17 protein-coding genes and 5 pseudogenes are annotated in these 23,172 nt (G+C 68.2%); 9 read left to right on the top strand and 13 right to left on the bottom strand.

Annotated features, from left to right (window positions below; all coding sequences use genetic code 11):
• The first annotated feature begins 219 nt into the window (after positions 1-219).
• Complete coding sequence (locus ACNFOC_RS02825; protein WP_416956217.1) at positions 220-2,967, top strand: AAA family ATPase; 2,748 nt, start codon at positions 220-222, stop codon at positions 2,965-2,967.
• Positions 2,968-3,428: 461 nt separating this feature from the next.
• A pseudogene (locus tag ACNFOC_RS02820) lies at positions 3,429-4,012 on the top strand (HARBI1 family protein); the annotation flags it as partial.
• A 38-nt stretch (positions 4,013-4,050) separates the two neighbouring features.
• Here ACNFOC_RS02820 and ACNFOC_RS02815 read toward each other — a convergent pair.
• From ACNFOC_RS02815 to ACNFOC_RS02805, 4 genes and pseudogenes are all read right to left on the bottom strand, one after another.
• Positions 4,051-5,373 carry a hypothetical protein gene (locus tag ACNFOC_RS02815; protein ID WP_416956214.1) on the bottom strand — a complete coding sequence of 441 codons (1,323 nt, stop codon included), beginning with the start codon at positions 5,371-5,373 and terminating at the stop codon, positions 4,051-4,053.
• 351 nt (positions 5,374-5,724) lie between these two features.
• A pseudogene (locus ACNFOC_RS02810) lies at positions 5,725-6,545 on the bottom strand (HARBI1 family protein).
• Positions 6,546-6,738: 193 nt separating this feature from the next.
• Positions 6,739-7,129, bottom strand: a pseudogene (locus ACNFOC_RS56050) (IS982 family transposase); the annotation flags it as partial.
• 14 nt (positions 7,130-7,143) lie between these two features.
• Positions 7,144-7,512: an MFS transporter gene (locus tag ACNFOC_RS02805; protein WP_416956212.1), complete on the bottom strand. Its 369-nt coding sequence runs from the start codon at positions 7,510-7,512 to the stop codon at positions 7,144-7,146.
• A gap of 350 nt (positions 7,513-7,862) precedes the next feature.
• On the opposite strand from ACNFOC_RS02805, the gene ACNFOC_RS02800 reads away from it, so the two are divergent.
• Together ACNFOC_RS02800 and ACNFOC_RS02795 are read left to right on the top strand one after the other, a co-directional pair.
• Positions 7,863-8,477, top strand: coding sequence for a GntP family permease (locus ACNFOC_RS02800; RefSeq protein WP_416956210.1), 615 nt, complete (start codon positions 7,863-7,865; stop codon positions 8,475-8,477).
• Between the two features lie 743 nt (positions 8,478-9,220).
• Positions 9,221-10,438: a sialidase family protein gene (locus ACNFOC_RS02795; RefSeq protein ID WP_416956208.1), complete on the top strand. Its 1,218-nt coding sequence runs from the start codon at positions 9,221-9,223 to the stop codon at positions 10,436-10,438.
• Positions 10,439-10,523: 85 nt separating this feature from the next.
• On the opposite strand, the gene ACNFOC_RS02790 is transcribed toward ACNFOC_RS02795, so the two are convergent.
• From ACNFOC_RS02790 to ACNFOC_RS02775, 4 genes are all read right to left on the bottom strand, one after another.
• Positions 10,524-11,189 carry a response regulator gene (locus tag ACNFOC_RS02790; protein WP_416956206.1) on the bottom strand — a complete coding sequence of 222 codons (666 nt, stop codon included), beginning with the start codon at positions 11,187-11,189 and terminating at the stop codon, positions 10,524-10,526.
• Positions 11,186-12,442: a sensor histidine kinase gene (locus ACNFOC_RS02785; RefSeq protein ID WP_416956203.1), complete on the bottom strand. Its 1,257-nt coding sequence runs from the start codon at positions 12,440-12,442 to the stop codon at positions 11,186-11,188. The genes ACNFOC_RS02790 and ACNFOC_RS02785 overlap by 4 nt, the downstream gene beginning before the upstream one ends.
• Before the next feature lie 181 nt (positions 12,443-12,623).
• Positions 12,624-13,460 (bottom strand): ABC transporter permease, encoded by an 837-nt coding sequence (locus ACNFOC_RS02780; RefSeq protein WP_416956201.1) that lies wholly within the window; start codon positions 13,458-13,460, stop codon positions 12,624-12,626.
• A complete protein-coding gene (locus tag ACNFOC_RS02775; RefSeq protein ID WP_416956199.1) occupies positions 13,460-14,380 on the bottom strand; it encodes an ABC transporter ATP-binding protein in 921 nt (306 codons plus the stop codon). Before ACNFOC_RS02775 ends, ACNFOC_RS02780 begins: the two co-directional genes overlap by 1 nt.
• 328 nt (positions 14,381-14,708) lie before the next feature.
• On the opposite strand from ACNFOC_RS02775, the gene ACNFOC_RS02770 reads away from it, so the two are divergent.
• Together ACNFOC_RS02770 and ACNFOC_RS02765 are read left to right on the top strand one after the other, a co-directional pair.
• Positions 14,709-15,800, top strand: coding sequence for a hypothetical protein (locus ACNFOC_RS02770; protein WP_416956197.1), 1,092 nt, complete (start codon positions 14,709-14,711; stop codon positions 15,798-15,800).
• A 5-nt stretch (positions 15,801-15,805) separates the two neighbouring features.
• Entirely contained in the window at positions 15,806-16,414 is a 609-nt protein-coding gene (locus tag ACNFOC_RS02765) for an SMI1/KNR4 family protein (RefSeq protein WP_416956195.1), read from the top strand.
• 213 nt (positions 16,415-16,627) lie between these two features.
• On the opposite strand, the pseudogene ACNFOC_RS02760 reads toward ACNFOC_RS02765, so the two are convergent.
• A pseudogene (locus ACNFOC_RS02760) lies at positions 16,628-17,034 on the bottom strand (transposase); the annotation flags it as partial.
• 52 nt (positions 17,035-17,086) lie between these two features.
• On the opposite strand from ACNFOC_RS02760, the gene ACNFOC_RS02755 reads away from it, so the two are divergent.
• Both ACNFOC_RS02755 and ACNFOC_RS02750 read left to right on the top strand, forming a co-directional pair.
• The gene (locus ACNFOC_RS02755) at positions 17,087-17,866 is read left to right on the top strand and encodes a hypothetical protein (RefSeq protein ID WP_416956193.1); all 780 of its coding nucleotides are present in this window, start codon (positions 17,087-17,089) and stop codon (positions 17,864-17,866) included.
• A 123-nt stretch (positions 17,867-17,989) separates the two neighbouring features.
• Entirely contained in the window at positions 17,990-18,352 is a 363-nt protein-coding gene (locus tag ACNFOC_RS02750; RefSeq protein ID WP_416956191.1) for a hypothetical protein, read from the top strand.
• 1,317 nt (positions 18,353-19,669) lie between these two features.
• On the opposite strand, the pseudogene ACNFOC_RS02745 reads toward ACNFOC_RS02750, so the two are convergent.
• From ACNFOC_RS02745 to ACNFOC_RS02730, 4 genes and pseudogenes are all read right to left on the bottom strand, one after another.
• Positions 19,670-19,969 (bottom strand): annotated as a pseudogene (locus ACNFOC_RS02745) (IS1380 family transposase); the annotation flags it as partial.
• Positions 19,970-20,083: 114 nt separating this feature from the next.
• The gene (locus tag ACNFOC_RS02740) at positions 20,084-20,575 is read right to left on the bottom strand and encodes a DUF4188 domain-containing protein (RefSeq protein ID WP_416956189.1); all 492 of its coding nucleotides are present in this window, start codon (positions 20,573-20,575) and stop codon (positions 20,084-20,086) included.
• Between the two features lie 34 nt (positions 20,576-20,609).
• Positions 20,610-20,819 (bottom strand): 2TM domain-containing protein, encoded by a 210-nt coding sequence (locus tag ACNFOC_RS02735; protein ID WP_405905939.1) that lies wholly within the window; start codon positions 20,817-20,819, stop codon positions 20,610-20,612.
• A gap of 26 nt (positions 20,820-20,845) precedes the next feature.
• On the bottom strand, positions 20,846-21,568 hold the full coding sequence (locus ACNFOC_RS02730) for an alpha/beta fold hydrolase (protein WP_416956187.1): 723 nt from the start codon (positions 21,566-21,568) through the stop codon (positions 20,846-20,848).
• A 172-nt stretch (positions 21,569-21,740) separates the two neighbouring features.
• Here ACNFOC_RS02730 and ACNFOC_RS02725 point away from each other — a divergent pair.
• Positions 21,741-23,172 (top strand): phytoene desaturase family protein (locus ACNFOC_RS02725; protein WP_416956185.1); only part of this gene is annotated, 1,432 nt, incomplete at its 3' end.

Genomic DNA, 23,172 nt, shown 5'->3' with positions numbered 1-23,172 from the left:
CGGCTTCAGTCACGTGACTGCGCCTTCGGGGCCGTCCGGACCACCGGGGGAGCCGCGGGTGATCGGCGTGAGCCGGGCCGATGCAGTAATTTGAGACCAGCCGGGGTCCGGCGGCGTCCGGCGTGCCGTGGGTGCGACAGACGGCGGCAAGTCGGACGTGCGGACGGGAAGCAGGCCATGGCCATCCATGCCTGACGGGTAGGTCTGAGGACTCGTGCCATGTCGACAGAGATGACCTCGGCGGAACTGTTCGGCCGCCGTGCCGAGCTGGATGCGCTGTCGGGCCTGATCGCCCGGGCTCCCGAGCAGGGTGACGCGATCGTTCTGGTCGGCGAGGCGGGCATCGGCAAGTCGAGCCTGCTGCGTGCCACGGCCGCCCACGCCCGCGGTCGCGGGTTCGAAGTGCTCCAGGTCACGGGCATGGAGGTCGAGGCACAACTGCCCTTCGCCGCCCTCCACCAACTGCTGAGACCCATCTTGGGCCATGCCGACAACCTGCCTCCCGTGCAGCGCAGAGCACTTCTGTCGGCGTTCGGTGTCGAGGAGGGACCGCCCCCAGATGCCTTTCTGATCGCCCTGGCCGTACTGAACCTGCTCGCCGAGGTGGCGACCGGGTACCCCGTGGCCGTCCTGGTCGACGACGTCCAGTGGCTGGACCGGCCCAGCCACGAGGGCCTGGCGTTCGTGGCCCGCCGTGTCGGCAGCGACCCGATCGTCTTCGTTGGAGGGATACGCAAAGGGCACACCGGGCCGTTGACCGCCATGGGCCTGCCCGAGCTGAACCTCGGCGGCCTGGACGACAGCGCGGCACGCCGACTCCTAGACGTCACCGCCACCGGCCTGAGCGCGGCCGACCGGATCCGGATCCTGCGGCAGGCGGAGGGAAACCCGCTGGCCCTCGTCGAGCTGCCGTCGGCCCTGCGCTCGGCCTCGACTCTGGCCGTGGAGTCGGTCCCGGCACACCTGCCGCTGAACGCACGGCTGGAGAAAGCCTTCGTCGGACGGCTGACCGAGTTGCCCCAGCTCACCCGAGACGTGCTGCTCATCGCCTCCGTCGACTACGAGAACACCCTCCCGGAAATCCTGGCGGCGGCCTCGGTCATGTCCGGCCGCCGTGTGACGGTCGACGCCCTCGACGCCGCCGCCGGGGCCGGGCTGATCCGCCTCGACGAGACGAGCGTCGCCTTCCGGCATCCCCTGGTGCGTTCGGGGGTCCTCCAGACCGAGCCGGTGCAACGCCGGCTCGCGGCCAACGCCGCGCTCGCCGAGGTGCTCACCGACCAGCCCTACCGCCGTACCTGGCACCGGGCCCAGGCGGTCGTGGGCCCCGACGACGAGGTGGCCGACGAACTCGAAGAGAACCACGTGATCAGCGTGCGCCGCGGCTCGGTCACGGCCGCGATCTCGGCGCTCGAACGGTCGGCCCAACTGACCGGCGACTCCTCGGTCCGAGGCCGCCGCCTGCTGCTGGCGGCCGAGTACGCCTTCGAACTCGGCCGTGCCGACCTCGTGGACCGGCTGCTCGGGGTGGCGGCCCGCAACGCGCTGTCCGCGCTGGACCGCGCACGGATGGAATGGCTGCGCGAGATCTTCGACGACGGCGTACCGGGCGACGCCGCCAGGGTGCTGGAGCTGTGCGACATCGCCCAACGCTCCGCGCAGGCCGGTGACAACGACCTCGCACTCAACCTGCTGCTGGGCGCGGCGCTGCGCTGCTGGTGGGCCGATACCGGACCGGCCGCACGGGCCCGGGTCGTGACCGTGACCGAGGGACTCGACGGCGTCGGCCACGACCCACGCCTCATCGCGACGATCGCCGTCGCGGAACCGGTTCTACGGTCGTCTCGAGTAGCGGAGATGCTCTCGAACGCCACTGTGGCAGCGGTCACTGCCCCCGACTCCCTGCGGCTGCTGGGTATGGCCGCCCACGCGATCGGGTCGCCGGTCGTCAGCCTGGAGTTCCTCGACCGGGCCGAGACGAAACTGCGCGGACAAGGCCGCCTCGGGCTGCTGTCCCACGTACTCACCATGGGGCTGGTGAGCCGCCTCGAACTGGGCGAATGGGACCGGGCCGTGTCCGCCGCCGAGGAGGGCTCCCATCTCGCCCGCGAGACCGGCCAACTCATCTGGGACACAGGCACCCTGTCCCTCCGCGCGATCACCGCGGCACTGCACGGCGACAACGAACGGGCCCAGCGGCTCGCCGGACAGGCCGAGGAGACCGCCGGCGGCCGACGGCTGAACAACCTCCTGGCCTGTGTCCAACTGGCGCGCGGCATCGGCTGGTTGAGCGCCGGCCAGCCCGCCAGGGCCTACGACGAGCTGCGGCGGCTGTTCGACCCGCGCGACCCCTGCTACCACGCCACCGAGCGGTTCCACGGCGTGATGTTCCTGGCCGAGGCCGCCGCACGCGCCGAACGTGGCGAGGACGCCGCGGCGGTTGTCGCCGGCCTCGAAGAAGAGGCCGCCGTGACCTCGTCGACCACCCTGCACGTCCAACTCTCCTATGCCAGAGCAGTGTTGGCCGAGGACGACCAGGCCGAGGTGTTGTACACGACAGCACTCGCCCAGGATCTGATCCGCTGGCCGTGGACGAAGGCGCGCATCGAACTCGCCTATGGGATGTGGCTGCGCAGACAGCGGCGCGTGGCCGAATCACGCGTCCCGCTCCGAACGGCTCTGACGACCTTCGACCTGATCGGAGCGCGTACTTGGGGAGACCAGGCCCGCACCGAACTTCGGGCGGCCGGCGAACGCACCGCGTCGAGGGAGCAGTCGGCGGGGATCGTGCTCTCGCCGCAGGAACTCCAGATCGCCCGACTCGCGGCGGACGGCCTGTCCAACCGCGAGATCGGCGAACGGCTCTACCTGTCCCCGCGCACGGTGGCATCGCACCTCTACCGGATCTTCCCCAAACTCGACATCACCGCCAGAGCGCAGCTCGCTGCGCGGCTGAACGCGGTGTGAGGCGGGCCGAGCAGTGCACTCCCGCCTGCTCCTCCTCCGGGAGACCCATCACGTGGAGTGCGTTGCGATCCTGGAACCGGTCGCCAAACTGTCCTGAGCTGCGGTTTTGTGTGTGCGCGTTATGTGTGGTGTGGGCGTTACGGGCGATATCTTGACGCTGAAATGACGCTCGTGACGCTCGTTCTGATGGAACGTCAGGCGCCTTGTTGGGCAGGTCAGACCATGTCAAGGGGCCGGATCACGGACCTGAAGCTCCAGAAACGGATCATGGCCGACCGCACCGGCGTTCCGCTCCTGCGCTACCGCGTCGTCCTTGGCGCACCTCCGACGCCGCTACCTGCGACGGAGCGTCACCGGCGTGCGGTGGCACAGTCCCGCTTCACGAAAGTCTTGCCAGGGCCGCATATGCGAGTACGCCGACACCGGGAGGCCCAGCGGCTGCAGAACCTGCTGGAGGATTCCTGACCGTGCTGGCGGCCGGAGCCCCGGACCTTGCGACCGCGCTGGAGCGTGCGAAAGCAGCCGGGCTGACGCATCCGAACCTCGACGGCACCGTCATCCGCACCGACCGCGTCGCCGCCCCCGGCCCAGGCGGCGCAGACCTGTGGTGGTCCGGAAAACACAAGCACACGGAGGAAACGTACAGGTCATCTCCACCCCGGACGGCTGGCCGATCTGGGTCTCGCCAGTACGGCCCGGCAGGGAGCACGACACGACCTGCGCCCGCCACCACGGCCTGACCGACGCCCTGGACCGCATCGCCGCCGAACTGGGCATGCCGACCCTCGTCGACCTCGGCTACGACAACGCCGGCCCAGGCTTCCGCCACTCCGTCAAGAAGCCCGCAGGAGGGGAGCTGACCGAGGCCCAGCAAACCTACAACAAGGTCGTCCGAGGCATCCACAGCGTGTGCGAGCGCGCCAATTCCCTGCTCAAGACGACCTTCAAGGCCCTGCGCAGGGTCAGCCTCGACCCCAGCCGCATCACGAAGATCGCCGCCGCAGCCCTCGTCCTGCTCCAGCTCGAGTACGGCCGCATCATCTGAACGATCACGCACCGTCGTGATCCATTACCGGGAAAGACTCAGTCCTGCTCCTGGTAAAGGAGCTCTTCGCGTACGTTGCCGGCGTGGTCCCGGGACACCAGGACGGCCGTGGCGGGGCCGCGCTCGGTGAGGTCGGTGAGGTCGGGCCCAGCGATGAGAAATGTCCCGCCGGCGATTTGGGCCGGCAGGTCGGGCATGTTGTCACGGCGCAGGGCCAGGGAGGCGATGTCAGCGTCGTCGACCAGACCCACAACGGCGATGGTGCCGCTGGCCCCGTCAACGAAGTCGTAGTACATCCGTGTGAACGCGATGCTCTTGCCGACCACGGCGAAGTCCTGGACCGGGCCCTGCTGAGGGGTGAAGTCGAACACGAAGGGATCCTCGACGCTCTCCCGCCCACCGGTTCGGTGCCAGACAAGTAGCTTGCCGTAGCGGCCGAGCCGCACCTGCTCGGTCGGTGTGAGGTCCGCGTGGACGCCGGGCCGCCACTGCTCAGGATCGACGATCGGAGGTGCGTCGGCCGCGGCGAGGGCCGCCATCAGACGGGCGGTGGCCTCCGTGGCCGGTGCGGGCCGGTCCACGACGGCGGCCGAGCGCGGTGGCAGGGCCGCCGCGGGCACGACCTCGCCTCTGGGGCTGTGGTTGATCCGCAGGACGAGACCTGCTGGGCCGACGAGGAACGCGTTGGGTGCGACGAACACGCCGTCGGCGACCAGCGTCCAGCCGAGCGGGCGCCGGTCCGCGGCCAGCTCCACGGCCAGGCCGGTTACATCGGGCGCAACGACACCCGCGATCGTGCCGAATTCGCTGTGGAAGGTCACCGACGCTCCCTCGCCCGCCGACGGCGCCTCGCCGGCGGGCGAGGACAACGTGACCCGCTTCGGGGTGAGTTCGGCGAACACCGCCCCGGCCGGTGAGTCGAACGCGATCACTTTGACACCGTTGTACCGCACGGTGAGCAGCGGCAGCCACTGCGCCGGATCGGGATGCGCACCCGTCGAGGCCGCGGCGCAACGGCGCACGTCCGACGCATCGGCCCACCCGGTCCGCAGGCGGTAGAAGTCCTCCACCGTACGAGTGCCGGTACGGCGCCGGTCGCCAGGTGTCCCGGGGAGCGCGGTGAGATGCTCGCGCAGGCGTGGCCAACTCAGGAACCCGTAGAGACGGGCGATCACCAACTGGGCGGTGTCGAGGGTGAATCCGGCCGGATCTTCCAGACTCTCAGGCGCGTGTCGGGCGACCAGCGCCAAAGCGGTGGGGGACTGGGATCGCACGGCCCGCTGCAAGTCCTTCGCCCGCTTCTTGAGCTGCTGCGGACTGGGACGCTCGGGCAGGGACAGGGGCCGAGGTGTCGTCGGCACAGAACCTCCTTCGGTGAACCGGTGGTCCGCCGCGCCGGCCGAAGGACGTAGGCCAAGATGACACGCTCGTGTAAGCCAGGTGGGCTCTGCCCTTCCCGCGGACCCGGAGGCGCCCCGCGCGCCTGGCGGATCACTCTACTGGGTTCCGTCCGGGCCTGCCAGCAACCGCAGAAGCCGTACAGAGAGAGGGGGGAACACTTCCGGGTTCATGCGGCCGGGGCCATTCGTGCGGTGACCGCGAACGTTCGCGGGCTTCCTTGTCGGCTACGGCAACAGGGTGCAAGAAGCTGCCGAGAAGCTTCAGGGTCAGTGAGTCTTTCCCGGTAATGGATCACGACGGTGCGTGATCGTTCAGATGATGCGGCCGTACTCGAGCTGGAGCAGGACGAGGGCTGCGGCGGCGATCTTCGTGATGCGGCTGGGGTCGAGGCTGACCCTGCGCAGGGCCTTGAAGGTCGTCTTGAGCAGGGAATTGGCGCGCTCGCACACGCTGTGGATGCCTCGGACGACCTTGTTGTAGGTTTGCTGGGCCTCGGTCAGCTCCCCTCCTGCGGGCTTCTTGACGGAGTGGCGGAAGCCTGGGCCGGCGTTGTCGTAGCCGAGGTCGACGAGGGTCGGCATGCCCAGTTCGGCGGCGATGCGGTCCAGGGCGTCGGTCAGGCCGTGGTGGCGGGCGCAGGTCGTGTCGTGCTCCCTGCCGGGCCGTACTGGCGAGACCCAGATCGGCCAGCCGTCCGGGGTGGAGATGACCTGTACGTTTCCTCCGTGTGCTTGTGTTTTCCGGACCACCACAGGTCTGCGCCGCCTGGGCCGGGGGCGGCGACGCGGTCGGTGCGGATGACGGTGCCGTCGAGGTTCGGATGCGTCAGCCCGGCTGCTTTCGCACGCTCCAGCGCGGTCGCAAGGTCCGGGGCTCCGGCCGCCAGCACGGTCAGTCCTTCGTGGAGGTACCGGTAAGCGGTGGAGGCCGACAGACCGTTGTCGCGGGCGAGTTGGGACAGACGGGCGCCGTCGAGGAACCAGCGCAGGATCACTACCGACTGCTTGAAACAGCTCAGCGCGCGCCGCCCCCTGCGGGCCTTGACCCCGGTCCGGTGGTCGCGCAGCAGCCGGGCCAGGTGCTCGGCGGTGGACCGCTTCACATCGAGCACGGCGGTGTATGTGACACTGATCGGCACGTGAGGCCCCTTGTTCGGAACTTTCCTTCGCAAGATCGTTCCTACCAGGGGCCTTACGCCTGCCCGGACTTGGGGACCACACGGAACCACAGCGCCAGCAACGCGATCACAGCGAGCGACAGGCGCTTACTGGGAAAGGCTCAGTGCCAGGATGCGCTGGAGAGCCTGTGCGATCACGCCTTCGGGCGGTGGAGTCCATCCCCCACACATTGTCGCTCCACCGTGTGGTCTCGATGGCCAGCAGCCGGATGGTCTGCTTGAGCAGGGCCGCTGCCTTGCGTAGCCGTTTGTTCTAGCTGGGCGCCTTGGGTAGGTACGGGGGTAGATGCCCGGAAGTGAGCGTGGGCATGCCGGTTCCAGCGCCGCTCTGAGGTGAAGCCGAGGAGGCTCTGTCACACCGCCAGTGTGACCAGGTCCGCGCCGCTGAGTTTCGGTGTGATGCCCACTGACGGGCGCCGGGGCGACGGCTGAGGCGAAGCCTTCAGCAGGTCGTCGGGTCGCACGTACAGTGTGGTGGCCAAGCAGTCGAGATCCGGCTGTACCCATGTCTCCACCTTTACTGCACAACGCCCGAACATGCTGGGCGAAACGGCTATCGCTGCCTTCCCGCCTTTGGGTCAACGGCCTTCGCCGGATTCCATGTTGACGGTTCGGTTCCAGTCGGTGCGGTGACGGCGCCGCGGGTCGCGGTCACGGCGGCCGCGCAGAGCGCGATCGCGGCGGCGACGAACGTGGTCGTGTAGCCCGATTCTGCCGGCGGCTGTCCGGGCGCGGTCGCTGATGACGTCACGATCACGGCGGCGAGCACCGAGCCGCGAGCGCCACCGATGGTGCGCAGGATGGTGTTTATGCCAGTGGCCGATCCAGTCTGCTTCTGGTCGACGGCACCGAGGATCAGGCCGCTGAGCGAGGCGAAGGCAAGGCCGTAGGCCAGGCCCAGAAGAGTGCACCATCCGAGCATTTCTGCGATGTGCGCGTGGCGCAGGCCGAACCCCCAGCGTGGCTGCCGCGAGCACCGCGCCCGCCAGGAAGGCAGCCCTGGCGCCCAGGGCGTTTGAGACTCGCGCTGCGGGCGGCGCCGCGAGGAGCATGCTGACTGCGATCGGGGCCATCAGGAGCCCGGTCCGGGCAGGGGAGTAGCCGAAGCCATAGCCGAGGGCGGTGGGCGTCTGGACGAACGACGGCAGAAGTGTGACCGCAGCGAACATCCCCACGCCCACGACCAGAGTGGCGACGTTCGTGGCGAGTAGTCGCGGCCCGATCAGCAACTGTAGGTCGACCAGCGGGGCGGCAACGCGCCGCGTCGCTCTCATGCTGCTGCGCACCCTCGCCGAAACCACCCTCGACGAATCCAGCCCGCTGCGCTCCGCGCTGACCTTCGTCGGCGAACCTCTCATCGCGATGCTCGCCGGATTCCTCTTCGCCCTCGGCGTCACCGTCATACGCGGCAACAACCAGGGCGAGGAAACCCGCCGTTCCATGACGGCCAGTCTGCAGTCCATCGCCTCCATCCTGCTCATCATCGGCGGGGGCGGCGCGTTCAAACAGGTCCTCCAGGATTCCGGCATCGGCGACGCCATCGCGTCCGCGGCCGAGGGCACCCACATGAACCTCATCGTCCTGGGCTGGCTGATCGCCCTGCTCCTGTCCCTCACCACCGGTTCGGCCACGGTCGGGATCGTCTCCGCGACCGGCATCGTCGCACCACTGATCGGCACCGGCGGCGGACTGGAAGCCTCTCTTCTCGTGATCGCCATCGGTTCGGGCTCACTCGGCCTGAACTACGTCAACCACGCCGGCTTCTGGCTGGTCAAGGAATCCTTCGGGATGGACCTGACCCAGGCAGCGAAGACACAGACCGTCGTGCAGACGCTGGTGAGCGTCCTCGGCCTCGGGATGGCCCTCCTTCTGTCCGCCTTCGTCTGACAGCCGCTCCTCGCGGCTCTGCCCACAGAGGTTGGAGCCAGCCGTCAGTTGCCTGATGTCGGCGGCGCAGCGGGGCTGTTGACGACAGGGCTCCGCGCAGCATCGTGGCTCGGGTCCATTCACTCAGCCCTGTCGAGAATTGGGCCAAATCCGCCGACTCGACCGCCACTCTTGTATCGCCGGCGACAATCCCATTGATCTCCACCGTCACTTTCGGTCGAATTACACACAGATGCGGGATTCGCCCGGCGGAATGGTACTGCGGTACCACTCCGCCGGGCCAATTGTCTCCCGTGGTCCCACGGATACCGCAGCGGTTCTCTCTAGCCTGGGCGGGCCGATCACAACAAAGCGAAGAGACGCCAGTTTACCGCCCGGCGCAGTCGATTTTTCATTTTGGTAATGGAACGGGTCATTGACTCCCGGACCGTGGGCGGAAACCCGACGTCAGCGGACCAGGCCGAAAACAGGCGTCATGAGTAACGTGTGTGAGAGGTGGCCGACCCTGCGGCACCGGGCCGATATCAGTCCGACCGATTTCGGTCCCGTGCCGCAGAGAACAAATGAATTCTGTTCCACCGGACGTGGAAATCGAGGATTACATGGTGCTGTCCAGAAGCTCTTCCGCAACGTTAAGCGCAGCGGCACTCTCAGCGCTGTTCCTGGTGTATGGAACACCTGCCGCCGTAGCCGCGCCGATCGGCGCAGGCAACGCAGCCATTCACGAAGTCGACGTCACCGACATGCCGGCCACCAAAGAGGGCCAGCCGACGGTCGCCGTCAACCCGAAGAACCCGAAGAACCTCGTCTTCGTCTCGACGATCTTCCCGCCGTCGCCGGGTCTTGAGCCGGTCGACGGCGGGTGTTTCCTCGCCTACTCGAACGACAGGGGCGACACCTGGACCCGGGTGGCGTGGCCGCTGGGCACGGCGGCGCCCAAGTGCGGGGAGCCGAGCGTGCAGTTCGACGCGAAGGGCACCGTGTACGTGGACAACAACCAGGTCAGCTCCGGCCTGGACGCGAACCTCGTGAACCACAACCAGGTCGCGAAGTCCACGGACGGCGGCAGGACCTGGAGCGACCCGGTGTCCACACCGCTGCTCCTCGGGGGCGCCCCGAAGATGCGGGTGGATGCCGCGACGGGCAAGGTCTACGCGGTCGCCGGGGCGGCGTGGGAGTACCCGAGCGCGGTCTCCGTCAGCGCCGACGGCGGCAAGACCTTCAGCAGCGACTCGCGGGTGATACCGGGCCCGATGCCCTGCATCGAGGTGGCGCCCGGCATCCCGCTCGTGTGCGGCTATCCGGGTCGTGAGATCGCCGTGTACGGCGGCATTCTCGTGTCCGCCTCGCAGGAGGCGGGCAAGCCGGTGAACTTCCACGTCAGCCACGACGACGGCAAGACGTGGACGAACACCACCCTCAAGGACGGCCAGGGAAACCCGGTCGCGGCGGGCACCGGATCCCTGGTGCCGGTTCCGGCCCTGGGCGCGGCTGCCGACCCCGTTCCGTGGGTGGCGGCCGACACCTCCCACCGGGGCCGGTTCGCCGTCATGGTGCCCCGGGACTCCAACACGCTGGACGTCTACGTAACCCCGGACGCCGGCAGGACCTGGACCGGACCGGCGACGATCTCCGCGACGGGCGCCCTGCGGCCGGCCATCGACTTCGGCGCCAACGGTGACCTGGGTGTCATGTGGCGGACCACCACGGGCGACGCGTTCTCGGCCGTCTCGTTCGACCACGGACGCTCGTTCAGCGCCCCGGTGCAGGTCAACCACGTGACCGAGCCGGTCGGCGAGACAGGCCCTCCCGGTGACCGCTGGTCGGGCATCACGCTCACCGACAAGTACGCCTACGTCACCTGGGCCGACGGGCGGAACAACTCCTCCCTCGACTCGGTCATCAGCCGGGTGCCGCTGAAGCTGTACAAGAAGGAGATCGCCTCGACGTCGACCAACTGAGACACGAAGCCTGACGCACGGCAGTGTGCCGCCGAGTCACCTCGGCGGCACACTGTCATGTCTACGGCATAGCAGGGTGCGGTGCTCACTGCCGGGGAGTGACCAGTCCCGCGTCGTAGGCGATGATCACCGCCTGGATACGGTCCCGAGCGCCGAGCTTGGCCAGCACCCGGCCGACGTGCTTCTTCACCGTGGACTCGGTCAGTACGAAGCGTTCGGCGATCTCGGTGTTCGTCCAGCCCGTACCGATGGCTACGAGCACCTCGTGCTCACGTTCGGTGAGCGTCGCCAGCCGCGGGTCCGCACGAGGCCCGGCGTCGGGTGCCAGGACGTCGTGGGCATGGGCGTCCAGCAGGCGGCGAGTGAGCCTCGACGACACGACGGCGTCGCCGGTCGCGACAGCCTGGATCCCGGCGAGCAGTTCCGCCGGCTTGACGTCCTTGAGCAGGAAACCGCTGGCCCCGGCGCGCAGACCGGCGTAGGCGTACTCGTCGAGGTCGAAGGTGGTCAGGATGAGCACGCGGGTACGGCCGCCGGCCGCGACGATCCGCCGGGTCGCCTCGATGCCGTCGAGACCGGGCATCCGTACGTCCATCAGGACCACGTCGGGGCTCAGTTCGGCCGCCATGCGCACGGCCTGTGCGCCGTTGTCGGCCTCGCCGACGACGCTCACGCCGGGGGAGCCGTCGAGCAGCATCCGGAAGCCCATGCGGGGCAGCGGCTGGTCGTCGGCGATCAGGATGGTGGTCATGGCGTGGGTTCTCCGGAGGTGGCCTGGGCGGACGGATCGAGCAGGACGTCGACGATCCATCCCTGGCCGTCGTCGCGTGGTCCGATGGTCGCGGTGCCGTCGTAGAGCGCGGCCCGCTGGCGGATGCCGACCAGGCCGTGCCCACTGTCCCGGCGGGGAGCCGTGGACGGTCTCCGCGAGAGCGAACCGGTGTCGGCGATCCGGACGTGCAGCAGCCCGTCCTCGACCGCGACCGTGACGTCGGCCGTGGCGCCGGGGCCGACGTGTTTGAGGGTGTTGGTCAGGGCTTCCTGCACCACGCGGAACACCGTGAGCTGCACGCCCCGGCCCAGGGCGTCGACCGGGCCGACGGTGCGGTAGGCCACCGGCAGGCCGGCCGCGCGGACCCGGTCGAGCAGGGTTTCCAGGTCCTGGACACCCGGCTGCGGGGACCGAGGGGTGTTCTCGGGCTCGTCCTGCTCTGCGGAGTCGCGCAACACCCCGAGCACGCGCCGGAGTTCGTCCATCGCCTGCCGGCCGGTGTCGCCGATGAGATGGAGCGCCTGCCCGGTGCGGCCGGGGTCGCGGGTGGTGAGCACGGCGGCGCCGTCGGCGAGGTTCACCATGACCGACAGGTTGTGGCCCACGATGTCGTGCATCTCGCGGGCGATCCGTGAGCGCTCCGCCGCCGCCGTCAGCCGGACGCGCTGGTCGCGCTCGACCTCCAGCCGCGCAGCCCGGTCCCGGAGCGCCGACAGGTACAGCCTGCTGATCCGGAAGGTCAGACCCAGGGCCACGGCCCCGACGCCGGTACCGACGGACAGGACGAGGAAGGTCACCGGACTGCCCGTCGGGATCACGGTGACCACGAGCAGCACCCACCCGGTCACGGTGACCGGCAGCGCCCAGCAGATCGCGCGGGGCGAGGCGTGCAGGGCGAGGTTGAACAGGGCGATCAGGAGCACGGCGGCAGCAGCGGGCCCCAGGCCCAGCGACCACATGACCGGACAGACCACGAGGCACGCCCCGAAGACCGCGGCGGGACGACGGCGCCGCCACCACAGCGGCACGATCAGCACAGCGGCGATACTCAGCACCACACCGACAGGCAGCCCGCCACCGACCGGGCGCGACACTGGATTCCCAGGGCTGTGCACCAGCAGATCCGGCGGCGCGGCGGCGATGACGAGGATCACCATGGCGGTGTCGAGGAGCCACGGACGCCGCCGGTCGGCCGCCCGAAGCCAGCCCAGCACCCGCATCAGCAGTCGCATGACGGGGTGCGCCCAGACAGCCTCGGCCCCCGGGCCGACAGGTGTCCGACCGGGGGGCAGCTCAGGCGAGGGCGACGCCTGCCCTGCCGGAACCGACCCGGCCGGGCGGGATGCCGCCCCCGCCCGGCCCGAGTGACCCGGCCTTGTGTGATCCATCGGCTCCATCCTCGCGGACGCGACCTCAGACGTCACTGCGGCGCAACCGGTAGGCGGCACCGGCCAGCAGCAGTACGGCCCACACCAGCAGCGCCGTCAGACCCGCTCCCGGGCCGACCAGGGAGTCGCTCGCCTCGTGCAGGGTCATTACCGACTGGCCGGCGTTGCTGGGCAGATACCGGCTGACGGTGTCCCCCAGCGAACTGGGCAGCAGCCCGGTCAGACCGGGCAGGACGAGGACCACGCCGGCCAGGATCGCGATGCCCCCGGCGTTGTTGCGCACCAGCAGTCCGACCGTCACGCCGTACACGCCGACCAGGCCCAGGTACACGCCCGCGCCCAGCAGGCACCGGAACACCCCGGGATCCCCGAGCGACAGCGCGATCTTCTCGCCGTGCAGGGCGGCGCTCCCGAGCCCGAAGGAGACCAGGGCGCCGACGGTGGACGTGACGAACGCGATCGGGCCGTAGACCGCGCACTTCGCCCACAGCACCGGCAGCCGGCCGGGCACCGCGGCGAACGTCGAGCGGACCATGCCCGTGCTGTACTCGCCGGCCGAGAGCAGGACACCGAGCGCGCCCACGGCCAGTGCCGCGAGGTTGGTGCCGGCCAGGGCCAGGGTCAGCGCGGCACCGGATGCCGCGTCCTTGCCGCCGAGCGGGCCGCTCGGACTGTAGACGGCGGCGGCCACTCCTCCGATGGCCACCAAAAACAGCACGGCCATCCCGAGCGTGATCCAACTGGAGCGCAGCGACCAGAACTTGGACCACTCCGAACGGATCACCCGTCGGCCGGTCACGCGGTACATCGGACGCACCGGCGATGGGACGGCCGTAGGCGAAGTGACGGTGTCGGCGGTCATCAGGCGGCCCTCCGCGTGTCGTTGCTGTGGTACTCCACCGCGTCCTGGGTGAGGTTCATGAACGCCTCCTCCAGGGACACCGACTCGGTGACCAGTTCGTACAGCGGCACCTGGTGCTCGGCGGCCAGTTGCCCGATCCGCCGCGTGTCCAGACCGGAGACGACCAGCCGCTCGGCACCGGTCGAGGTCACGGTGACGCCGGGGGCGGCCAACAGCGAGCGCAGCCGCGCGGGTTCGCCGGTGGCCACCCGCACCCCCTTGTCCTCCGACCGCTCCACCAACGCGTCGACGGTCGTCTCGGCCAGCAGCTTCCCCCGCCCCACGACCACCAGACGGTCGGCGGTCTGCGCCATCTCGCTCATCAGGTGCGAGGACAGCAGCACCGTGCGGCCCTCGGCGGCCAGTCCGCGCAGCAACTCCCGTACCCAGCGCACCCCTTCGGGGTCCAGGCCGTTGACCGGCTCGTCCAGCACCACGATCGCGGGATCGCCCAGGAGCGCGGCGGCGATACCCAGCCGCTGCCCCATCCCCAGCGAGAACGCCCCGACCCTCCTGTGCGCCACCTCGTGCAGACCGGCCAGGTCGATGACCTCCTCCACCCGCCGCTTCGGCACACCATGGGTGTACGCCAACGCCATCAGGTGGTTGAACGCCGAGCGGCCCGGATGCACGGCCTTCGCCTCCAGCAGCACCCCCAACTCCTGCAAGGGCGCCCGGTGTCGGGCGTAGCGCTTGCCGTTGACCAGGGCCGTGCCGCTGGTCGGCGCGTCCAGGCCCACGATCATCCGCATGGTGGTGGACTTGCCCGCTCCGTTCGGCCCCAGGAACCCGGTCACCTGCCCCGGCGGCGCGGTGAAACTCAGGCCGTCCACCGCCGTCCTGTCCCCGTACCGCTTGGTCAGACCGCGCACTTCGATCACTGTGCCACTCCCCGCCTCTGCCTGGCCCGGCTTCCCGCCGGGGCACTGCTTCGAGGCTAGGAGCGGCTACGGCGCGACCCGTGGACCCGGAGGTCACAATGAGCGCTGATCACTGGTACCGCGGTACACCGGCAAAGTCGTCATCGCCGGTCCGGCCGGATGCCCGGAACGTCGTCCGGGGCTCAGCCGTGCAGTGCGCGGTAGGCCGCGATCGCCCCTCGGTGCAGAGGGACGGCGCCGGTGCCGATGAGGCTGCGGACGTCGCAGAACGCCGAAAGCCCATCGGACGAACCGATGTTGTGGTGTGCCGACTGCGTGGCCGCGCCCGGTGACTGAGCCGCGCTCCAGCCCGCGTGCCGGACTGCCGGGTTGCTCTCGGTACAGCGGCTCGGGCACCACGACCGGTACTTACTCGCACACGTACACCAACGTCCTCTCCCAGTCGTACGCGGGCAGCGCGTCCAGTGCGCTCTCGGCCCAGGCGGACGCCATGTACCGGGGCGCCGGCAAATCCGCCCTCGTCTCCACCGGCACCGGCACCTACACCTGCACCTACTCCTGCGGCGGTATCACCACGCCCACCCAACCGCGGGTGATCATCCCGCCCAAGCCGCCCATAGACCAGAACCCCAACAACGGACCGCACCCGAAGCCCGCACCGACCCGGCCGAAGCCCAAGGTGGACTGGGGCGGCAACGGAAACGGCGACGGCGGCGGCTGGAAGCCGGGCGACGTCATCGACTTGATCATCGGCGCAGCGCAGATGCTCGACCTCGCGGACAACGACGACTACGCGCCGGACGACGCCCAGGAACTCCTGCCCGCGCCGGTCGACAACCCCGGCGGAAAGAACAACGGCCGTGACCGGGACGACGAGAAATGCGACGTCGGTCCCGGAGTGAGCCCGACGGGACACGCCGTGTACCTGCCGCGCGAGCGCTACTACGACACCTTCGAGGACCGCTACGAGTGCCGGGCGACCGGCGTGTACGGCCTGCTGGACCAGAGCGACTACAACAAGGGCCGCAAGGCGCCGGGGACGAACACCAACTCGTCCACGCGGCCTCCGGGCATGGCGGAGATCGTGCAGCAGGGCCACATACCCGCCAACGGCCATCTGATTCCCGCCGCGGCGAGTGGTTCCGGGATCGACCTGCGGAACCTGGTGGCGGAGTACGAGCAGACCAACAGCCCGTACCTCAATCACGGTGTGGAAAAGGAGATCAGGAACTTCGTCAAGTCGGGCAAGCACGTGGAGATCTCCGTGATCCCGCACTACGGCAACAGCGGCAGCGGAATACCCACCGAGATCGAGTACAACTACGGGACTGTGGAAGACGGAAACATGAAGCACTGTGTGATCACGCAGTCGCCGACGGGTGGGACCACTCGGGGCAGCGCAGACTGCCCGAGGAGGTGACGGGGTTGAAGAACGAGAACTTTCTTGAGCGCGTGCTGGTGATGCTTGGTGAGCCCTCGTGGCGGTACCGGGATCCCGAGGCGTGGCGGAGGGTGGAGAACGAGCTGGGGGTCGGTCTCCCGGCTGACTACAAGGAGATCGTCGACGCCTACGCCCCTGTTCAGATCAACGGGCACCTGTATCTGACCCATCCCGCGACCGAACGGTTCAATCTGGCCGAGGACATTCGCCGTACCTCCGAGTCCTGGTCGCAGGTCGAGTGGGACGAAGGGGAGCCCGAGGGCGACCCCCGCATCTCGCTCGGCGTCCGTGAGCTGGTCTTCGGTACTCCGGACGGCCTGATTCCGATCGCGAGCACCGACCGGGCCGAGGTGATCTTCTACGCTCCCAGGGGAGCCTCGGGCCGGGGGTCGCTGTTCATCGAGAACGGCGACTATGAATTCCTTGAGTACTCATTCTCGTTCGCGGAGTGGCTCTACCGCTGGCTGATCGGCGAGGAGGTGACGGGCCCGGGCGGTTCCGCCTTCTACCCTGGGCCGGTGGCACTTCAGGACCTGCCAATGACCCCGGACGAGCGTCCTGAGACGCGGTACGGCCCACCTCGCGGAATGTGATGAGCAGCTCGCTGTGGCTGCTCGGTGCCCGTGAGCGCTTCCGTCCGGCTTCGGCCGAGTCCTGGCGAACCGTGGAGGAATGGCTTGGGCGCGGCCTTCCGAGGAAGCGATTCGCTGCTGGTGTTCATGCAGGAGGAGCGCCGAAAATTCCAAGATGTACGCGATATTCGTGAGAGGTCGTTTCATTTTGCTGTTTTATCCCTGTGTGCGGCTTTAGTGTGCTGGTGTCGGGTCTCGCCAGGAGATGGTGTTCTCTCCGGTGAGGCGGCGGGTCATCAGGTCGGTCATGGCGAGGTGGATCATGGCTTCGGAGCGGTGTGGGTGAGTTTCGTAGTCGCGGGCCAGGCGTCGGTGCATCATGAGCAGCCGTAGGTCCGCTCCACTGCCCATCGTTTCGGGATCGGGGTGAATCCCCTTACCCCTGCTGCGCGTTGGACGTTTTGAAGGTCGATGCCGAGGCTGGCGGCGTGCTCGACGAAGTGCTTGCGGTAGCCGCCGTCGACCCAGACTTTGCGTAGGCCGGGGTGGTCGGCGGCAGCCTGTTCCAGGAGGGTGCGGCCGGCCGTGGAGTCCTGGACGCCGGATGTGGTGACCAGGACTGCCAGCAGGAGGCCGAGGGTGGATGCGGCACGACATAGCCTCTCCTGGCACGCACACGACAAGGGGAGGATCATGAGAGGCAGAACGGTCTGGGCCGCGGCCAGCGCGGCGGCAGCCCTGGTGCTGACGATGGCGACTGGGGCACACGCGGAGGGGCGAGGAGACGTCCGGGTGGTGAAGACCGTCGTCAACGGCGGCGGCAGCGTCATCGTGGGCACGGCGAAGACGATCCGCTACCCGGTCGACATCACCGTCAAGGACAACTCGGGAGTGAAGGGGCTCACGCACGTCAGCACGTTCAACAAGACGAGCGCCTACACCTTCGCGACCTGGAACGACGACTCGCGGTGCACGAAGAAGAGCGCGACGACCTCGGTGTGCCGGGCCACGCTGACCATCGATCCCACCTGGATCGCCGACAGTGACGACATCGACTCCAACAAGGTCGCCGGCGTCTGGCAGGTCAACGCGACCGTCAAGGCGAACGACGGCGACTACTGGATCTCCGACCACATCGCCGAGTACAAGGTCAAGCGGGCCGCCCAGCTAACCACGGTCATCGCACCCGAGAAGGTCGCCAAGAACGCCAAGGTGACCGTCACCGGCAAACTGGCGCGGGCCAACTGGGAGGACCGCAAGTACCACGGGTACCCCGGGCAGCAGGTCAAGCTCCAGTTCCGGAAGAAGGGCGCCGCCCACTACAGCACGGTCAGGACCGTGACGACGGGCAACCTCGGGCAACTGACCATCAAGGTGACCGTCGCCTCGGCGGGCATCTGGCGCTGGTACTTCCCCGGCACCACGACCACCTCGCTGAAGACGTCGGCCGGAGACACCCTCAACCTGAGGTAGTCGACAAACGGCTCCATAAGTCCTCTTTGGCCACTGCGTACCCCGGGGGCTGCGTCGTGGTCGGCACCATGTGCCGACCACGACGCAGGGGCGTTGTCAGTACTGGCGGATACGGTCCGCACCATGACGTCGACGACCACTCACTCCAACACCGCGCGGTGGCTGCTGGAGGTCACCGCAGCCGCAGCTCCCGCCGACCCGGCTGCCGTCGAAGAACAGCGTCAACTCCTGCGCTCCATCGCCCAGTTCGACTCCGTTTCACGGACGTGGTGGACATGCATCGGTGTGCTCAATGTCCGTGCGCTGGAGATCCTGCAGCGCCTGCACGAGGCCGCGCGGCGCTTCGGGACCGAGGCGCACGCGCAGGCGGTCGCCGCCCCGGACGCCTGGCATGGTCCCTGTTTCACCGACGTCGGCGAGCTTGCGGCGCTCACGGCGGGGCAGGCCGACCAGGGCAGGCGGCTGGGGGAGCTTCCGGTCCTCTGACTCGGTCGGCCGCCAGGATCGGCGGCCGACGTTGTCTGGCTTTCCATCCCGTGTTGTGACTCATCATGTGGAGTGCGTCGCGATCCTGGAGCCGGTCGCCAAGCTGCCCTGACCTGCGGTTTTGTGCGTGCGCATTATGCGCGGTGTGGGCGTTACGGGCGATATCTTGACGCTGAAATGACGCTCGTTCTGATGGGGTGTCAGGCGTGCTGCGTTGCTGGTCAGGCGATCCAATGTGCAGCCTGGCTGACGGATACCGCTGAGAATTTCGCGATCTCAGGCGATTGTACTCAGCCGCTTGCGCACAGCGCTCAACAGATTCTTGGTCTGCTGGTGGTACACGGCGCGCATGGCCCTGGCCAGCGCGAATGTGGTCTTTGAATCAGAGATGAAGGGCTTTGGCCCGCGCATGGTCCGGATCTTGGCTGTGAACTGGGCAAGGCCGGAGTCGGAGACGGGCTCGTACAAGACAGGGTGCGATGCGCGAAGCTGGTGGAACGAAAAGATCTTCTTGAAGTTGTCTATCGGGTGGCGTTGACCTGCGATGATGTCGCTGAAACCGTCGCTGACCTGGTCTGATCCATCTTTCTGGATCTTTCGGATTGCCGCTCGGCTACGCAGTCGATTCTCCCCGCGCGCTCCCCAGCGCCGCCCGCACTCCCCGGATTCTCCCCAGGAGCCCTTCCCGCCAGCGGTCGATGGGGCATGGCGGGGAGGCTCCTTCGACGACGTTCGACGGTTCACGAAGAGTGGTCAGGGCAACAGGTGCATGGTTGGGACCGAGCCATCCTGGTGTATCGACACGGGGCCGTTCCACTCCTCGTCCCAGGTGTCCGCAGGCCACTTGGTGCGCAGAGCGTGGACCTCGCTGCGGTACTGCTGCAGGCGGCCGCGGCCAGGTGACCGAAGAGGTCGGCGTGGACTCCGGAGAATGCCTCCACGCGTGTTCCGTTGAGACGGAAGACGTGGTCGGTGCCGACGAATGGGATGCCGACCGGTGTGTACGCGGAGTTAACGTCGCCGGCGAAGGCGGCGAGCCCTGCGGCGGAGGTTCGCGCGAGGACTTGCTGGAACCATCCGGAGGGTTCAGGGGTGACGTGAACACCGGGTTCCACGGGCGTCCCTTTGCCGTCGTCGGCCGGCGGGTGGATGCCTGGGGTCACGCCTCGTCGCGGAGCTGTTCGTCCAGGTTCCCGAGAGGGAAGGTGTCCGATCCGGACAGCCATCCGTCTGTGCCGTCGGCGTTCAGTGTGTGCACAGCGAGCGACTCATCGAGGGGCAGTTGTGTGCTGAAGAGCAGGCCGGGTGTCTCGTCAGTCTCAGCGGGGCGGCCACCGGTTCCCCGGTCCTGCCCGGACCGTGGTCGACGAAGCCCGTCAACGGCGGATGACCGTAGGTTTTCGCCCAACTCGGGGCCGCGTCCTGCTTGTCCGAGTGCACGACGACGAGAACGCCGTCCAGGTCTTGGTCATCTCCCCGCCGGTAACCGGGGCATGGCCGTCGGCCAACGACCGGACCCCGCTCGGCCCGCAGCATGGCGATGTCCGTGGGACAGTTCCCAGCGAGCGTGACTGCCAGAGCAAGATTGAGGGGGATCTTGCCCGGGCCGTCCACGGCCCAGGCAAGAGATGCAGCCAACCGGCCCCTGGACAAGTCCTGTCGCTGCAGTTCAGGAGCGTTTCTCGCAAGTGCCGGGCGGTTCAGCGTGAGCGATCGTCGCGGAACGGACGCCTACCTCTCTGCCGCCCGCAGACGCTGGGCTGCCGTGTCGCCGCGCCGACTGACCGGAACGACACCTGTCGCGGCGCCGAGGCCGTAGGCGGGCATGTCGACGTACACCGATTCGTAGGAGCCCACCGGGACGATGAACGTCTCGTGCCAGATACCCACGTGGCCCCTCCCGGCGCGTGCTCGTCGGTTGAACTCCGTCCATGCGGGCCGGTGTTCCTTGTCCTGCTGGTGGGCGTAGGCGAGGAGCCGCTCCTTGTCGGTCCAGTACTGGACGACGTAGAAGTCCCGGAGGCTGCCGTAGAGCACCTTGTAGCCGAGAAGTCCGCTGCCCTTCTCCTCCGACAGCTCGCGAAGCATGCGCGGCATCGACATGAACGCCGGCAGCCAACTGGAGAATGCTCGCAGCCGGTTGATCCGTAGTCCGATGTAGAAGACTACGATGTCGCCCTCGGCAGCGGCGGTGTTGCGACCCGGGACCACTTTCTCGGACATGAATCTCCTCTTTTCTCCCTCGCGTTGGCTCAGTTCATGGCCGGACCAGTGAGCGGGACTTCGCACGGATCACCCAGAAGTGGATCACCAGCCCGACACCCCAGCCGAGAATCGACCACAAGGGCCAGAAGAATCGGTCAGGGGTGAGGATGCCCCACAGCACCACCTGGGCCAGATTGGCGACGACGTACCAGAAGAGATGGATCCGCAGACCCCACCTCATGGCCTTTTCGCTCTTGTGCATGTTCCCTCCCATGGATCATCGGACTGTTACTGCGTGAGCGTCTGCTCCTGCACGGCTGTCTCGATGAGGCCCACCGTCGCACCCGGCCGTGAGACGAACACCATGTGCGAAGCACCCTCGACCACCTGGGTCTTCGCGCAGGAGCGCTGGGCCATGAACTCCTGCGTCGCCGGTGGGATGATCCTGTCGGCGCCGCTGATCAGGTTGTAGTTCGGGATCGTGTGCCATGCCTGCGGACCGGTGGCGGGCTCGCCCAGGGCGGTGCCGGTGGCCGGGCGTTGCGTGATCGAGTAGAGGGTCGCTTCCTCTGCCGACACGTCGGCGGCGAAATGAGGATGGAAGACCTTCGGGTCGATGTACAGGTCGACCTGACCGTCGGGCAGCGGCACAGGCTTGAGGGACTCGCCCACGGTGCTGCCCGGGAACTTCTCGACCAGTGCTTGCGCGCTCTCGCCCGTCTCCGGCACGAACGCCGCCAGGTAGACCAGTGCCTTCACGTTCGCGTTTCCCTCGGCGGCAGTGGAGATGACCGCTCCGCCGTAGGAGTGCCCGACCAGCACGATCGGTCCCGCGATGCTGTCCAGCAGTGCCTTGACGTGTGCCGCGTCAAAGGCGAGCCCTCGAAGTGGATTCGGTGCGGCGATTACTGGATAGCCGTCGGCGACAAGCCGCTTGGCGACGGCGTTGAAGCCGCTGCTGTCGGCGAAGGCTCCGTGTACGAGCACGATCGTCGGTTTCCCGTTCACCATGGACCAGCCTCTCCTCGGGCGTGCGGATCGACGCAAAGCTATGGCGTCGGACTGGACGGGAAATGAATGAGACCGGGACCTGGTTCCGGGTGGCTTCACTGGTCATTCAGTCGACGTCAAGCCGGTTCGGCCAATCTGAGCGCCTCGGAGGACAGCTGACTGGGGGGTTCCGATGGTGTCGGACGAGGAAGCCGATGTGGTGGTGATCGGGTCGGGTATGGGCGGCCTCGCGGCGGCGCGCACGATCGCGCAGTTCGGCGGGAAGCGTGTTCTCGTCCTCGAACAGCACTACACGCTCGGCGGGATGACGCACGAGTTCTCCCGCGCCGGGCGATACCGGTTCGGCACCGGGCTGCACTACATGAGCGCGGACGCCGGTCCGTTCCTCGGGTTCATGACGGGCGGGCGGGCGCAGCTTTCGCCGCTGCCGGACGAGTACGACGCGCTGCACTTCCCGGGGTTCGATTTCGCCATCCCCGCCACGAAGGAACGGTTCCGTGCGCGTCTGAAGGAACAGTTCCCCGCCGAGGCCGACGCGATCGACGGATTCTTCCGGACCACACGGTGGGCCATGGCGGGTCTGACCGCGCGCAATGTCTTCGCGTCGTTCCCCGCCGGCGTACGCAGAGCGGGTGAGTCCGTCGTCGAGCGGCTCTTCCCGTCGGCGTACCGGTCGTTGCAGGACCAGGTCGCGCGGAGTTTCCGCGATCCGCAGTTGCGGGCCGTGCTGGCCGCGCGATGGGGACTCTACGGCACTCCGCCGGCATCGAGCGCGTTCGGCTATCACGCGGCGGTTCCGCTGACCTTCTTCATGGAAGGCACCGCACATCCCGTGGGCGGCCCGCAGGAGTTGAACCGGGTCGTTCTGGAGATCCTCGCGCGGTACGGCGTGGTGCTGCGCTCCCGGCAGCGGGTCCATGAGGTCGTTGTCGAGGGGGGCAGGGTGGTCGGTGTCGACGTCGAGGACACCGCCAACGGCCGCCGGTACCGGGTGCGGACGGACACCGTCGTCTCGGCGGCCGGGGTGCGCAACACGTACGCCCTGATCGGGAAAACCCACGAACTGGCGGAGCTGCCCGCGGAACGGTCGGCGGTGATGCTGTTTCTCGGGCTGGACCGGTCGCCGGCCGAGTTCGGGCTGCGCGGCGAGAACCACTGGTTCATGCCGGATCTCGATGAGCACGACAGCATCCATCGCCCTCCGGGGGAAGGCACCCTGTACGTCTCGTTCGCCTCGCTCAACAACCCCGCCGCTCGGTTCCACACGGTGGAGCTGTTGGAACTCGTCGATCCGAAGGTGGTCGACCAGTGGCGTGGCACGCCCGAGAACGAACGGCCGGACAGCTACCGGAAGTTCAAGGACGAGCTGACCGGCAGGCTGATCGCCCGCCTGGAGGAACGGTGGCCCGGTTTCCGCGAGACGATCGCATTCGCCGAACTGGCGACGCCGCTGTCGTTCGAGACCTATCAGCACAGCGTGCTGGGCTCCTTCTACGGCCTCGCGGCGACTCCCCAGCGGTTGCGCTCGGCACGGGCGGGATGCCGTACTCCGGTCAAGGGTCTGTTCGTGGCTGGGCAGGATGCCTGGGGTTCCGGTGTGGTGG

Source organism: Streptomyces colwelliae, from assembly GCF_048158785.1.
Classification (GTDB): domain Bacteria; phylum Actinomycetota; class Actinomycetes; order Streptomycetales; family Streptomycetaceae; genus Streptomyces.
Note: the sequence above shows the minus strand (reverse complement) of the source record. Positions and strands in the feature narration are given on the sequence as shown.